This window comes from Ruegeria sp. HKCCD7255, from assembly GCF_013031565.1.
Lineage (GTDB): Bacteria > Pseudomonadota > Alphaproteobacteria > Rhodobacterales > Rhodobacteraceae > Ruegeria.
Map to the genome: position 1 here is coordinate 1 of NZ_WQAG01000017.1, position 14,980 is coordinate 14,980.

Genomic DNA, 14,980 nt, shown 5'->3' on the forward strand with positions numbered 1-14,980 from the left:
CAATCGTGCCAATGTTGACGTGCGGTTTTGTACGCTCAAACTTTTCCTTTGCCATGATGGCCTCCTTTTTCGGTAATGCAGGGAGCGCGATACCCACGCTCCCTCAAATCTTCGCTTATGCGTATTTCGCCTGAATCTCGTCCGAGATGTTCTGCGGAACCGGATCGTAGTGGTCGAACTGCATGGTGAACTGGGCACGACCCGACGACATCGAACGCAGAGTGTTGATGTAGCCGAACATGTTCGCCAGCGGAACGAACGCGTCGATCGCGATTGCGTTGCCGCGCGGTTCCTGACCAGACACCTGGCCACGACGCGAGGTCAGGTCGCCGATGATACCGCCGGTATATTCTTCCGGGGTGATCACTTCGACCTTCATGATCGGTTCCAGCAGTTTCGCGCCAGCTTTGCGCATGCCTTCACGCATACACATGCGGGCCGCGATTTCGAACGCCAGAACGCTCGAGTCAACATCGTGGAACTTACCGTCCAGCAGAGCCACCTTGAAGTCGATCACGGGGAACCCAGCCAGAGGGCCGCTATCCATAACCGACTGGATGCCTTTTTCGACACCCGGGATGTATTCCTTCGGAACGGCACCACCAACGATGCGGCTTTCGAACGAATACCCTTCGCCCGGCTCGGTTGGAGTGATCTCCAGCTTAACCTCACCGAACTGACCCGAACCACCCGACTGTTTCTTGTGGGTGTAGGTGTGCTCGACCGGCATCGAGATGGTTTCACGATAGGCCACCTGCGGTGCACCGATGTTCGCTTCGACCTTGAACTCGCGCTTGAGACGATCCACCAGGATGTCCAGGTGAAGTTCACCCATGCCCTTCATGATGGTCTGACCCGATTCCAGGTCGGTTTCGACACGGAAGGACGGGTCTTCGGCGGCCAGACGGGCCAGACCCTGAGACATCTTCTCTTGGTCGCCCTTGGTTTTGGGCTCAACCGCGATCTCGATCACCGGATCTGGGAAGGTCATGGTTTCCAGAACAACCGGATCCTTCGCATCACACAGGGTGTCACCGGTGGTGGTGTCTTTCAGACCCGCCAGCGCGATAATGTCACCTGCAAACGCTTCTTCGATCTCTTCTCGGTTGTTCGAGTGCATCATCATCATACGACCGATGCGCTCTTTTTTACCTTTGGTCGAGTTCAGGATCGAGTCACCCTTGTTCATGGTGCCCGAGTAGATCCGTGTAAAGGTCAGCGAACCAACGAAGGGGTCGTTCATGATTTTGAACGCCAGACCCGAGAACGCCATTGCGTCGTCGGCACGACGTGCGATGTCACGAACTTCTTCCTCGTCGCCGGGTTTAAAGCCCATGTAGTCGACAACGTCCAGCGGGCTGGGCAGGTAGTCGATCACAGCGTTGAGCAGCGGCTGAACACCTTTGTTCTTGAACGCAGAACCACCCAGAACCGGAACGAACGCGATTTCCAGAGTACCTTTGCGCAGCAGGGCGCGCAGGGTCGGAACGTCGGGCTCATTGCCTTCCAGGTATTCCATCATCGCGTCGTCGTCCATTTCGACGGCCGCTTCGATCATCTTGCCGCGCCATTCTTCAGCCATGTCTTTCAAGCTGTCGCGGATAGGAGCTTTGATCCAGCTTGCGCCCAGATCTTCGCCCTGCCACAGCCATTCTTCCATGGTGACCAGATCGATCAGGCCTTCCAGCTCGGTCTCGGCACCGATCGGAATACCAACCGGAACAGCGCGTGCGCCGGTGCGGTCTTCGATCATGCGAACGCAGTTGAAGAAGTCAGCGCCGATCTTGTCCATCTTGTTGACGAAAACCATACGCGGAACCTTGTAGCGGTCAGCCTGACGCCACACGGTTTCGGTTTGGGGCTCAACACCGGCGTTTGCGTCCAGAACGCAAACGGCACCATCGAGAACCGCCAGCGAGCGTTCGACTTCGATGGTGAAGTCAACGTGGCCGGGAGTGTCGATAATGTTCAGGCGGTGCTTGGGGGTATCGGCGGTTTTACCGTCTTCGGTGCGTTCCCAGAAGGTGGTGGTCGCAGCCGAGGTGATGGTGATGCCGCGTTCCTGCTCCTGCTCCATCCAATCCATGGTGGCGGCACCGTCGTGCACCTCACCAATGTTGTGGGATTTCCCAGTGTAATACAGGATACGCTCCGAGCAGGTGGTTTTCCCTGCGTCGATGTGCGCCATGATACCGAAGTTACGGTACAGTTCGAGCGGATATTCGCGTGCCATTTTTGATAAGCCTCTGAATTACCAACGGTAGTGGCTGAAGGCTTTGTTCGCCTCGGCCATCTTGTGGGTGTCTTCGCGCTTCTTCACGGCAGTACCGCGGGACTGTACAGCGTCCAACAGCTCACCGGCGAGGCGTTCTTCCATGGTGTTTTCGTTGCGGCCGCGCGCAGCGGTGATCAGCCAGCGGATGGCCAGTGCTTCGCGGCGCTCGGGGCGCACTTCGACCGGAACCTGATAGGTCGCACCACCAACTCGGCGCGAGCGAACCTCGACCGACGGTTTGATGTTGTCGAGCGCTTCGTGGAACACTTCGACAGGGGCGCGCTTTACCTTGTTCTCAACGCGATCAAAGGCGTTGTAAACGATGCGCTCTGCAACCGACTTCTTACCGTCGATCATCAGGTTGTTCATGAATTTGGTCAGAACCTTGTCGCCAAATTTGGCGTCAGGCAGGACTTCGCGTTTTTCAGCGGCGTGACGACGTGACATCTCAGCCTCTCCTTCTTACTTGGGACGCTTCGCGCCGTATTTCGAACGGCGTTGCTTACGGTCTTTGACGCCCTGGGTATCCAGAACACCACGCAGGATGTGGTAACGCACACCGGGAAGGTCTTTTACACGGCCGCCACGGATCAGAACAACCGAGTGTTCCTGCAGGTTGTGGCTTTCACCGGGGATGTACGAGATCACTTCGAACCCGTTGGTCAGGCGCACCTTGGCAACCTTACGCATCGCCGAGTTCGGCTTCTTCGGTGTGGTGGTATAAACACGTGTGCAGACGCCGCGTTTCTGCGGGCACTGCTCCAGGTGCATGGACTTCGAGCGTTTTACTTTCGGCTGCCGCGGCTTGCGGATCAGCTGTTGAATAGTTGGCATTCCGGTTTCTTCCCCGTTTTGCAACACACATGACATGCACGCGCGCTGCGTGCGGCTAAATTCACTGCACTTATGCGTCCACAAGCGCAAAACCCGCGAGCGCTCCCATTCCGAGGTGAACGTCGCGGTTGGTTATCAGAGGACGCGAACTGCAAAATTGTCCGGGTCTTGACCAGTTCATTACTGAAATCGGTTTTGGGGCGGCCCCCGGTACCGAGATGCGCGCGTATTAAGGGGAGTCGGCGCAAGTGTCAACAGTCGAGCCGCCCAGCCCGAAGATGCTGCCTGTCTGGCACTGTCGGGCGGTTGCAGCACAGCTGCCCTGTAGGCATAGTTGACGCGCATATGCTACCCGGGACCCCAGATGCAAGTTATTGGCCTGTGCCGTTTTTCCTATCCCGCGCTTAGCGGCTTTCAAGTTGAACATGAAACGCTCGAAGCGCAGCGGCATTACCTTTACAACCCTGATCGCCTGAATGAGCGGTTTCACCTGTTCGAAACCCTTACCCTGCCAGCCTTGCGCGCGCAGACGGACCCGGAATTCGACTTTGTCATTGTGATCGGGGACTGCCTGCCGAAAGATTCTTTGGATCGTTTACAACAGCTGATTGCGGACCTGCCGCAGGCCCGGATTATGGCCCACGCGCCGCATGAGCATCGCAAGCTCATGCAACAGATCTTGAACGAAGCGCGAAACGCACCGGATCAACCGTGCTTGCAGTTTCGTCTGGACGATGACGACGCCATCGCGGTTGATTTTGTCACCCGCCTGCGCCGCGCTGCGCAGGATTGCAGCACTGCGTTCCAAGGCACTCAAACCGCCGCAATCGATTTCAACAACGGCTACATGCTGGAAACGCGGAAAACGGATTTTGGCGCGGCACAGGTCTGCCGGCCTTTGATCTCGGCCGGGTTGGGCATGTATGTGGCAGGCGGGTGTGACCTGTCTGTCATGAACTTTGCCCATCAAAGAATGGCCCGGTTCATGCCCGTGATCAGTTATCCTGACGCGCCGATGTGGGTGCGCAGCCTGAACGGATTTAACGACTCGCCGAAAGCGCGCAAGGGTAACTTGAAACTTACCCCTTTTGATCAAGCATTGCGCGACGTGTTCACAGAACGGTTTGCAGTTGAACTGGACAAAGTCTGCCCAACCTAATCTGCCGCATGAACCGCGCGGGCGCGCAACAAGGTAAACAGGCCCGAGCCCACCACAATGGCGGCCCCAATCAGCGTCACCGCATCGGGCCAGTCGCCAAACACCCCCCAGCCCAGCACAAGCGCCCAAATCAGGCTGGAATACCGGAACGGCGAGATGAACCCCACATCCCCGACCCGCATGACCATGACACTGAAGAGATAGCCCATCAATACAAACACCGCCGAGGCCGCCACCAGAACCCCAGCATCAGACGTTACCGGCGCCCAGCCCTGAAACAACGAGGCGATGCCCGCTGCGATCGTGATGGATACCGAGGTCGCAAGCGTGACCAGCATCGACGGAACCTCAGGCGACATGCGCCGTGTCAGCAGATCGCGCGCGGTAAAGCACAGGACGGCCAGCAAAGCATAGATCAGATACAGGCTCAGCCCATCGGGCCCCGGCCTGACAATAAGCAGCATCCCCAGAAAACCGAACGCGATCGCCAGTTTTCGTCGCCAGCCAACGGTTTCCCCAAAGAACACGACCGCACCAAGGGTCACCGTCAACGGCAGGGCCTGCAAAACAGCGGAAACATTCGCCAGAGGGATATGGATCAAAGCTGACAGAAACAGAAACGCCCCGAACAGCTCGGCCAGGCATCGCAGCACAACCAGCCATCGATCATGCCGGTTGAACCTCAGATGCAGCGCCCCCAAACGATGCGTCAGACCAAAGACCAGCACCGTGGCCAAAAGCCCCCGCAACGCAATCAACTGAAACAGGGGCAGGTCCTGGCCCGCAAGCTTTACCAACGTGTCATTTACGGTAAAGGCGGCCATGCTGCCCATCATCAGCAAGGCGCCTTTTACGTTCGGGGTCAAAGTAAACCGTCCTAATTCTGTAGTGTCACAAAAATCTCTGTGGTCTGAATATCGCCGACATTGAAACCCGATCTGCCTGTGAAACGCCAGTGTTTAGTTGGCGGCGGCTCACGAGCCCGAATATTCGACCAGCGTTTGATCAAGTCCGTCCAATGCCGCCTCGATAGGTGGTGCGATCTCGCCCCAGACCCCCTCGGGCCAGTCCGGCACCGCTCAAAGGATAGACGATCCGTGTAACTGGAAAGGTCGCCACAATTGCGTCGAAACATCCTTAAATGGCGCAAAGTTCTAGAACTCTGCATAAGCATCGGTCTGCGTGTAGAAATAGATCGTCGGGTCGTCAGCGTCAGTATTCGTGGGCGCAGGTAGCACCGCAGTGACATACCATTGCAAGGCCCGTGGTCTGTCTCAAAACGTCCACCAAGACTGAATCTGCATATCGTGCAAAGATTTTCTTTGGCCTGAGCGAGGAAAGCGAATACTCTGGCAGCGCGGATTGTGATTAGGCTTTCCGTCTTCTGTGTGACCGAAGCTTAGCTCAAGCGTCAATCACAACCCTCCCCCGAAACTATCCAATTCATGAGTTCAATCAGATGATTTCAGTTCATTATTGCCGCCTTTTTGCGCGCTATAACGCCTGGCAAAACAACTCTTTGATAACCGCCGCCGACGGTTTGACAGACACCGAACGTTGGGCCGATCAGGGTGCGTTTTTCAAGTCGATTTCTGCCACCCTGAACCACCTCTATTGGGCGGATGCTTTGCAACTGGCCCGCATCAGAGGGGAGGAACGACCGCAGGGCAGGATCACCCATTCCCTGAGCAATCCTTCGCAATGGACCGAGTTCAAGCGAATGCGTAAGCAACAGGATAGGGAAATTGTAAAATGGGCAACCGGGCTGACACGTGAGGCGTTGAACGGCAGTGTGTCCTGGCTTCCGTTGAACGGATCAGATCGGGTTCAGATGCCTAAAGGGCTTTGCATCGTGCAGTTCTTCAACCACCAAACGCATCACCGAGGACAGGTTCATGCCATGCTGACAGCTTTGGGGGTGACACCAGAGCCGACCGATATTTTGGCGATGCCCCCAGAGGGCTGACAATGTGGCGCAAGGCACGTAGCTCGCTTTTCGACTCATGAGAACTGTGTACCCCAAAAAAAGGCCCCGCGCGCTGCGCAGGGCCTTTCACGTCTTTCGACACGGTCGCTTACTCGCGGCTTTCCGGGGTTTCCACCAGAACGTCCAGCTCATCGCCGACCATATCGTCGTCAAAGGTCGGGGCGGCCAGTGCAGCGGCGGCTTCGGCCTCTTCCCGGCGGACTTCGATCACGACATTGTCGCGCGACTGGGCAACCTGGCGCACGGCCTGGGTTGCGCCACCAGTCCCGGCTGGGATCAGACGACCAACGATGACGTTTTCTTTCAGGCCAACCAGCTTGTCCTTCTTGCCCTGAACCGAAGCTTCGGTCAGCACGCGGGTGGTTTCCTGGAAGGACGCAGCCGAGATGAACGAACGTGTCTGCAGCGAGGCTTTGGTGATCCCCAGCAGGATCGGCTCACCCTGAGCCGGGCGACCGCCGCGGGCGATGGTCTTTTCATTCGCCGCGTCGAACTCCTGCTTGTCGACGTGCTCGCCTTTCAGCAGGGTGCTGTCACCTGAATCCAGGATCTCCCACTTCTGCAGCATCTGGCGCACGATGACCTCGATGTGCTTGTCATTGATCTTCACGCCTTGCAGACGATAAACATCCTGCACCTCGTCGATCATGTAATCCGCCAACGCTTCGACGCCCATGATGGACAGGATGTCATGCGGAGCCGGGTTACCGTCCATGATATAGTCACCCTTCTGCACGAAGTCGCCTTCCTGCACCGGGATGTGCTTGCCCTTGGGCACCATGTACTCGATCGTTTCCATCGACTCGTCCGCCGGTTCGATGCTGATGCGACGCTTGTTCTTGTAGTCGCGGCCAAAGCGCACGTAACCATCGGCTTCTGCGATGATCGCGTGATCCTTGGGACGACGCGCTTCGAACAGTTCGGCCACACGCGGCAGACCACCAGTGATGTCCTTGGTCTTGGCACCTTCACGCGGGATACGCGCGACAACGTCACCGGCTTCGACGGTCTGGCCGTCTTCGACCGACAGGATCGCGTCCACCGACATCGGATAGTGAACCGGGTTGCCCGCATCGTTGCGGACCGGCTCGCCATCTTCACCGACCAGAATGATCTCGGGCTTCAGGTCGCTGCCTTTGGGGGCGGCGCGCCAGTCAACCACGATCTTCTGGGTCATGCCGGTTGCTTCGTCGGTCTCATCCCGGACGGCAAGGCCCGAAACAAGGTCGACATATTTCGCTGTACCGGCTTTCTCGGCGATGATCGGCAGGGTGTAGGGATCCCATTCGAACAGCTTGTCGCCACGCGAGATCTGCGCACCATCCTTGACGAACAGCTTGGAGCCATAGCCCAGCTTGAAGCTGGCGCGCTCTTCACCGTGTTCGTCGTTGATGATCAGCTTCATGTTCCGGCCCATGACCAGACTTTCACCTGCTGCATTGACCAGGATCTGCGGGTTCTCGAAGGCAACAACGCCGTCCTGGTTGGCTTCCTGGAACGACTGTTGACCACCCTGTGCAACACCACCGATGTGGAAGGTCCGCATGGTCAGCTGCGTGCCGGGTTCACCGATCGACTGTGCGGCGATGATGCCGACAGCTTCGCCGGTGTTCACCATGGTGCCGCGCGCCAAGTCACGACCGTAGCAGGTGGCACAGACGCCTTCCTCGGACTCACAGGTCAGGGGCGAGCGGATGCGCATCGACTGAACACCGGCCTCGTCAATGGTGTCGGCCATACGCTCGTCGATCAACTGACCGGCTGCTACGATCACCTCATCGGTGCCCGGACGCAGAACGTCGTCAGCCGCGACACGGCCCAGCACACGTTCGGCCAGCGATGCAACAACCTCACCATCGTTCACAGCGGCTTCGGCCGTGATCGCGCGATCGGTGCCACAATCGATCTCGCGCACGATGCAATCCTGGGCAACATCCACCAGACGGCGGGTCAGGTAACCCGAGTTCGCGGTCTTCAAAGCGGTATCCGACAGACCTTTACGGGCACCGTGGGTCGAGTTGAAGTACTCGAGAACGGTCAGACCTTCTTTGAAGTTCGAGATGATCGGCGTCTCGATGATGTCACCGTTCGGTTTGGCCATCAGGCCGCGCATACCGCCCAGCTGTTTCATCTGAGTAACCGAGCCACGCGCACCAGAGTGGGCCATCATGTAGACCGAGTTCGGTTCCTGTTCCGAACCGTCCTCTGCCCGTTCCGAGGATGAGATCGTGCTCATCATCGCCTCGGTGACGCGGTCGTTACACTTCGACCAGGCATCAACAACCTTGTTGTACTTTTCGCCCTGAGTGATCAGGCCGTCCATGTACTGCTGTTCAAAGTCTTTTACCTGGTTGCGGGTGTCATCGACGATGCCCCATTTATCATCCGGGATAACCATATCGTCCTTGCCGAACGAGATGCCCGCCTTGAACGCTTCTTTGAAGCCCATCGACATGATCTGGTCACAGAAAATAACCGACTCTTTCTGACCGCAGTAGCGGTAGACGGTGTCGATCACCTGCTGCACTTCTTTCTTGCGCAGCAGACGGTTGACCAGTTCAAACGGCGCCTTGTTGTTCATCGGCAACAACGCACCCAGGCGCAGACGGCCCGGCGTGGTTTCAAACCGCTTCTGAACTTCGTTACCTTCGTCGTCGATCTGAGTGATCCGCGCGGTGATTTTGCTGTGCAGATGCACCTCACCCGCGTCCAGAGCGTGCTGAACCTCTTCCGCAGACCCAAAGACCTTGCCTTCGCCCGGCATGCCTTCGCGTTCCAGGGTCACATAGTAGAGACCCAGGATCATATCCTGCGACGGAACAATGATCGGTGCACCGTTTGCAGGCGACAGAACGTTGTTCGTTGACATCATCAGAACACGGGCTTCCAGCTGGGCCTCAAGGCTCAGCGGGACGTGAACGGCCATTTGGTCCCCGTCGAAGTCAGCGTTAAAGGCCGAGCAGACCAGCGGGTGCAGCTGGATCGCTTTGCCTTCGATCAGAACCGGTTCGAACGCCTGAATGCCCAAACGGTGCAGCGTCGGCGCACGGTTCAGCATGACAGGGTGTTCGCGGATCACCTCGTCGAGGATATCCCACACTTCGGGGCGTTCCTTCTCGACCAGTTTCTTCGCCTGTTTCACGGTCGAAGACAGACCTTTGGCTTCAAGGCGCGAATAGATGAACGGCTTGAACAGCTCCAGCGCCATCTTCTTGGGCAGACCACATTGATGCAGCTTGAGTTCCGGGCCGGTCACGATGACCGAACGACCCGAGAAGTCGACGCGTTTCCCCAGAAGGTTCTGACGGAAGCGACCCTGCTTACCCTTCAGCATGTCCGACAGCGATTTCAGAGGACGCTTATTGGCGCCAGTGATTACGCGGCCACGACGGCCATTGTCAAACAGAGCATCCACGGATTCCTGCAGCATCCGCTTTTCGTTGCGGACAATGATGTCAGGTGCGCGCAGTTCGATCAGACGCTTCAAACGGTTGTTCCGGTTGATAACGCGGCGATACAGATCATTCAGATCCGAGGTCGCGAAACGGCCACCATCCAGCGGAACCAGCGGACGCAGTTCCGGCGGAATAACCGGAATTACGGTCATCACCATCCACTCGGGCCGGTTGCCGGACTCGAGGAAGGATTCAACAACCTTCAGACGCTTGATGATCTTTTTGGGCTTCAACTCGCCAGTTGCTTCGGCCAGATCAGCGCGCAGCTGCTCGGCTTCGGCTTCCAGATCGATCTGGGCCAGCATCTCACGAATGGCTTCAGCACCGATATTGGCAGTGAACGCGTCCATGCCATAGGCATCCTGCGCGTCCATGTACTCTTCTTCGGTCAGCATCTGGCCATAGGTCAGGTCGGTCAGACCGGGCTCGATGACGACGTAGTTTTCAAAGTACAGAACGCGTTCCAGATCGCGCAGCGTCATGTCCAGCATCAGACCGATGCGGGACGGCAGCGATTTCAGGAACCAGATATGCGCAACGGGTGCTGCCAGTTCGATATGGCCCATACGCTCGCGACGGACCTTCTGCAGGGTGACTTCCACACCGCATTTCTCGCAGACAACGCCGCGATACTTCATCCGCTTATATTTGCCGCACAGACATTCGTAATCTTTGATCGGGCCAAAGATACGCGCGCAGAACAGGCCGTCACGTTCAGGCTTGAACGTCCGGTAGTTGATGGTTTCGGGTTTCTTGATCTCGCCATAGGACCAAGACAGGATCCGCTCAGGGCTCGCCAGCGAGACCTTGATCTCGTCAAAGACCTTCGGGGGCGTCAGCGGGTTGAACGGGTTGTTGGTGATTTCCTGGTTCATTTGTTACCTCAAATCTTGCGGAAGGGGGGACGGGAGAAAGGGCAGCGCCCTTACTCCTCAACCTCCGCATCCAGGAGTTCCATATTCAGGCCGAGGCCACGGACTTCTTTCACCAGAACGTTGAACGATTCCGGTACGCCCGCTTCAAAGTTATCCTCGCCCTTGACGATCGACTCATAGACCTTTGTCCGGCCGGCGACGTCGTCCGATTTCACTGTCAGCATCTCCTGCAGGGTGTAGGCGGCGCCGTAGGCTTCCAGAGCCCAGACTTCCATCTCACCAAAGCGCTGACCACCGAACTGCGCCTTACCGCCCAGCGGCTGCTGGGTCACCAGGCTGTACGGCCCAGTCGAACGCGCGTGGATTTTGTCATCCACAAGGTGGTGCAGTTTCAGCAGGTACTTGATGCCCACAGTCACGGGGCGTGCAAATTGCTCACCCGTACGACCGTCGAACAGAACCGACTGACCGCTTTCCGAGAAGCCCGCACGCACCAGCGCGTCGTTGACGTCAGCCTCTTTGGCACCGTCAAAGACCGGGGTTGCGATCGGAACACCGCGGGTCACGTTGCCCGCAGCTTCGATCAGGCTATCCTCGTCCATGCCGGTGATGCCCTCTTCGTAGACATCTTCGCCATAGGCCAGCTTCATCGCTTCGCGCACCGGGGTCAGATCGCCAGAACGGCGATATTCACCCAGAGCCTCGTCGATGTTCAGACCCAGACCGCGTGCGGCCCAACCCATATGGGTTTCAAGGATTTGCCCCACGTTCATACGCGACGGCACACCCAGCGGGTTCAGACAGAAGTCAACCGGAGTACCATCAGCCAGGAACGGCATGTCTTCCATCGGAACAACCTTGGAGATCACACCCTTGTTCCCGTGACGACCAGCCATCTTGTCGCCCGGCTGCAGCTTGCGCTTCACGGCGATGAAGACTTTGACCATCTTCATCACACCCGGCGGCAGGTCGTCGCCACGGCGGACTTTCTCGACCTTATCCTCGAACCGCGCGTCCAGAGCACGCTTTTGCACTTCGTACTGCTCGTTCAGAGCTTCGACGATCTGTGCGTCTTTTTCGTCCTCCAGCGCCAACTGCCACCACTGACCGCGAGTCAGCATGTCCAGCAGCTCCTCGGTGATCACCGAGCCTGCCTTGACACCTTTCGGGCCTTTGACAGCGGTTTTGCCCAGGATCAGGCCTTGCAGACGCGCATAGATGTTGCGGTCAAGGATCGCCAACTCGTCATCCCGGTCACGGGCCAGACGTTCGACTTCCTCACGCTCGATCTGCAGCGCACGCTCGTCTTTTTCAACGCCGTGACGGTTAAAGACGCGAACCTCGACGACGGTACCGTAATCACCCGGCTTCACGCGCAGCGAGGTGTCGCGCACGTCAGATGCTTTCTCACCAAAGATGGCGCGCAGCAGCTTTTCTTCCGGGGTCATCGGGCTTTCGCCCTTCGGAGTGATCTTGCCGACCAGAATATCGCCCGGTTCAACATCCGCACCGATGTAAACGATGCCCGCCTCGTCGAGGTTGCGCAGCGCTTCTTCACCGACGTTCGGGATGTCGCGGGTGATCTCTTCCGGGCCCAGCTTGGTGTCACGGGCGGCAACTTCGAATTCCTCGATATGAACCGAGGTAAAGACGTCATCACGCGCGATACGTTCCGAAATCAGGATCGAGTCTTCGTAGTTGTAACCGTTCCACGGCATGAACGCGACGACCACGTTCTTACCAAGGGCCAGTTCACCCATATCGGTCGACGGACCATCGGCAATGACCTCGCCCTTCTGGACGGTGTCACCCACCTTGATCAACGGACGCTGGTTGATGCAGGTATTCTGGTTCGATCGCTGGAACTTGCGCAGACGATAGATGTCAACGCCCGCATCGCCCAGTTCCAGATCTTCGGTGGCGCGGATAACGATACGCTGGGCATCGACCTGGTCGATGATACCGGCGCGTTTCGCCTGGATCGCAGCGCCCGAGTCAATGGCAACCTTTTCCTCGATCCCGGTGCCGACCAGCGGCGCCTCGGCCCGCAAAAGCGGAACCGCTTGACGTTGCATGTTCGAGCCCATCAGAGCACGGTTGGCGTCGTCATTTTCAAGGAACGGGATCAGCGAAGCGGCGACAGAGACCAGCTGTTTCGGGCTCACGTCGATCAGATCAACGCTTTCGACCGGCGCAAGGGTGTAATCCCCGGCCTGACGGGTGTTGACCATCTCGTTTTTGAACTTGCCGTCGGCATCCAGCGTCGCGTTGGCCTGCGCCACGGTATGACGCATTTCTTCGGTCGCCGACATGTAGTGAACTTCGTCGGTCACCTGACCTTCGTTCACCACGCGATAGGGCGTTTCGATAAAGCCATACTTGTTCACGCGGGCAAAGGTGGCCAGCGAGTTGATCAGACCGATGTTCGGACCTTCCGGCGTTTCAATCGGGCACATCCGGCCATAGTGGGTCGGGTGAACGTCGCGCACCTCAAAGCCCGCACGTTCGCGCGTCAGACCACCGGGCCCCAGCGCCGAGAGGCGACGTTTGTGCGTGACCTCGGACAGCGGGTTGGTCTGGTCCATGAACTGCGACAGCTGCGATGAGCCAAAGAATTCACGGACAGCCGCAGCCGCAGGTTTCGCGTTGATCAGATCCTGCGGCATCACAGTATCGATTTCGACCGAGGACATACGTTCCTTGATCGCACGCTCCATGCGCAGCAGGCCAACGCGGTACTGGTTTTCCATCAGCTCGCCAACCGAACGCACACGACGGTTGCCGAGGTGGTCGATATCGTCCACATCGCCTTTGCCGTCGCGCAGTTCCACCAGCGCCTTGATGCAGGCCACGATGTCTTCGCGGCGCAGGGTGCGCAGGGTGTCGGGCGCGTCCAGAGCCAGACGCATGTTCATCTTCACGCGGCCAACGGCAGACAGGTCATAGCGCTCGCTGTCGAAGAACAGCGTGTCAAACAGGGCCGACGCCGCTTCGACGGTGGGCGGCTCGCCCGGGCGCATGACGCGATAGATATCCATGAGCGCGCTTTCGCGGTTCATGTTCTTGTCTTGCGCCATGGTGTTGCGCATGTAGGGGCCGACATTGACGTTGTCGATGTCCAGAACCGGGATGTCGGTGATACCCGCATCGATCAGCTCTTTCGCGGTGCCGCCGATCAGGTCGCCGTCCTTGTCATATTCCAGGGTCAGTTCATCACCGGCTTCGACATAGATCGCGCCGTTTTCTTCGTTGATGATGTCCTTGGCAACAAACTTACCGACGATGTTGTCGAAGGGGACCAGCAGGTCGGTCACGCTGCCTTCGTCAATCAGCTTCTTGACTGCGCGCGGAGTGACCTTCTTGCCAGCTTCGGCAATCACTTCACCTGATTTGGCATCCACCAGATCATACGTCGGGCGGGTGCCGCGCACACGCTCGGGGAAGAACGGTGTGACCCAACCCTTCTTCTTATCCAGCTTGTAGGACACAGTGTTGTAATACGCGTCCATGATCGCTTCTTGATCCAGACCCAGCGCATAAAGCAGCGTGGTCACCGGCAGTTTGCGGCGACGGTCGATCCGGGCGAACACGATGTCTTTGGCGTCGAACTCAAAGTCCAGCCAGCTGCCGCGATACGGGATGATGCGGCAGGCAAACAGCAGCTTGCCCGAGGAATGGGTCTTGCCCTTGTCGTGGTCAAAGAACACACCGGGCGAACGGTGCATCTGGCTGACGATAACGCGCTCGGTGCCGTTGACGACAAATGTGCCGTTCGGCGTCATCAGGGGCATGTCGCCCATGAACACGTCTTGTTCTTTGATGTCTTTAACCGACTTGGCGCCGGTATCTTCATCGACATCAAAAACGATCAAACGCAGAGTGACCTTCAGCGGCGCGCTGTAGGTCATGTCGCGCTGCATGCACTCTTCGACGTCATATTTGGGCTTTTCCAGATCGTATTTCACGAACTCCAAAACGGAAGTTTCGTTGAAATCCTTGATCGGGAAAACCGACTGGAACACGCCTTTGATGCCTTCGCCGTCTGTTGGCTGGTCTGCATCGCCGGAGCGCAGGAAAAGATCATAAGAAGATTTCTGGACCTCAATAAGGTTCGGCATTTCCAGCACTTCGCGGATTTTGCCGTAGTATTTACGAAGACGTTTCTGGCCAAGGAACGTTTGAGCCATGTCAGATGTCACCTTTCGATGTTCTCAGCGGGCAAAGACACCGTCGGGCCCCGGCATCTTGCACAATCGAGACAACACGTCCGGATCAATTCATGGCCACCGTCCCGAAGGCGGCCTCCCGATCCGAAAACCGTGTCTTAGAAAACGCCCCAACCGATGAGGCCCTTTCTAAGACAGGTTCGGCTGGACCCGGATTTCTCCGGACCCA

Annotated in this window: 8 protein-coding genes; 2 read left to right on the forward strand and 6 right to left on the reverse strand. The window is 57.7% G+C overall.

The annotated features are described in order from the left end of the window. Nucleotides 1-115: 115 nt before the first annotated feature. Genes fusA through rpsL form a run of 3 tightly spaced genes read right to left on the reverse strand, consistent with a single transcriptional unit; the run spans nucleotide 116 to nucleotide 3,109 of the window. Entirely contained in the window at nucleotides 116-2,233 is a 2,118-nt protein-coding gene (gene fusA / locus GOX45_RS20595; protein WP_171103641.1) for an elongation factor G, read from the reverse strand. A gap of 18 nt (nucleotides 2,234-2,251) precedes the next feature. Next, entirely contained in the window at nucleotides 2,252-2,722 is a 471-nt protein-coding gene (rpsG, locus tag GOX45_RS20600) for a 30S ribosomal protein S7 (protein ID WP_010441203.1), read from the reverse strand. Nucleotides 2,723-2,737: 15 nt separating this feature from the next. Beyond that, nucleotides 2,738-3,109 carry a 30S ribosomal protein S12 gene (rpsL, locus tag GOX45_RS20605; protein WP_005621086.1) on the reverse strand — a complete coding sequence of 124 codons (372 nt, stop codon included), beginning with the start codon at nucleotides 3,107-3,109 and terminating at the stop codon, nucleotides 2,738-2,740. Nucleotides 3,110-3,473: 364 nt separating this feature from the next. Here rpsL and GOX45_RS20610 point away from each other — a divergent pair, with 364 nt between their 5' ends. Then, nucleotides 3,474-4,268, forward strand: coding sequence for a putative rhamnosyl transferase (locus GOX45_RS20610; protein WP_171103643.1), 795 nt, complete (start codon nucleotides 3,474-3,476; stop codon nucleotides 4,266-4,268). Here GOX45_RS20610 and GOX45_RS20615 read toward each other — a convergent pair. Continuing rightward, nucleotides 4,265-5,134, reverse strand: coding sequence for a DMT family transporter (locus tag GOX45_RS20615; protein ID WP_171103645.1), 870 nt, complete (start codon nucleotides 5,132-5,134; stop codon nucleotides 4,265-4,267). The two genes, GOX45_RS20610 and GOX45_RS20615, sit on opposite strands and share 4 nt — an antisense overlap. Before the next feature lie 593 nt (nucleotides 5,135-5,727). On the opposite strand from GOX45_RS20615, the gene GOX45_RS20620 reads away from it, so the two are divergent. Next, on the forward strand, nucleotides 5,728-6,234 hold the full coding sequence (locus GOX45_RS20620) for a DinB family protein (RefSeq protein WP_171103646.1): 507 nt from the start codon (nucleotides 5,728-5,730) through the stop codon (nucleotides 6,232-6,234). A gap of 109 nt (nucleotides 6,235-6,343) precedes the next feature. On the opposite strand, the gene rpoC is transcribed toward GOX45_RS20620, so the two are convergent. Both rpoC and rpoB read right to left on the reverse strand, forming a co-directional pair. Then, the gene (gene rpoC / locus GOX45_RS20625) at nucleotides 6,344-10,585 is read right to left on the reverse strand and encodes a DNA-directed RNA polymerase subunit beta' (RefSeq protein WP_171103648.1); all 4,242 of its coding nucleotides are present in this window, start codon (nucleotides 10,583-10,585) and stop codon (nucleotides 6,344-6,346) included. A gap of 50 nt (nucleotides 10,586-10,635) precedes the next feature. After that, a complete protein-coding gene (gene rpoB, locus GOX45_RS20630) occupies nucleotides 10,636-14,772 on the reverse strand; it encodes a DNA-directed RNA polymerase subunit beta (protein WP_171103650.1) in 4,137 nt (1,378 codons plus the stop codon). Nucleotides 14,773-14,980: the final 208 nt, after the last annotated feature.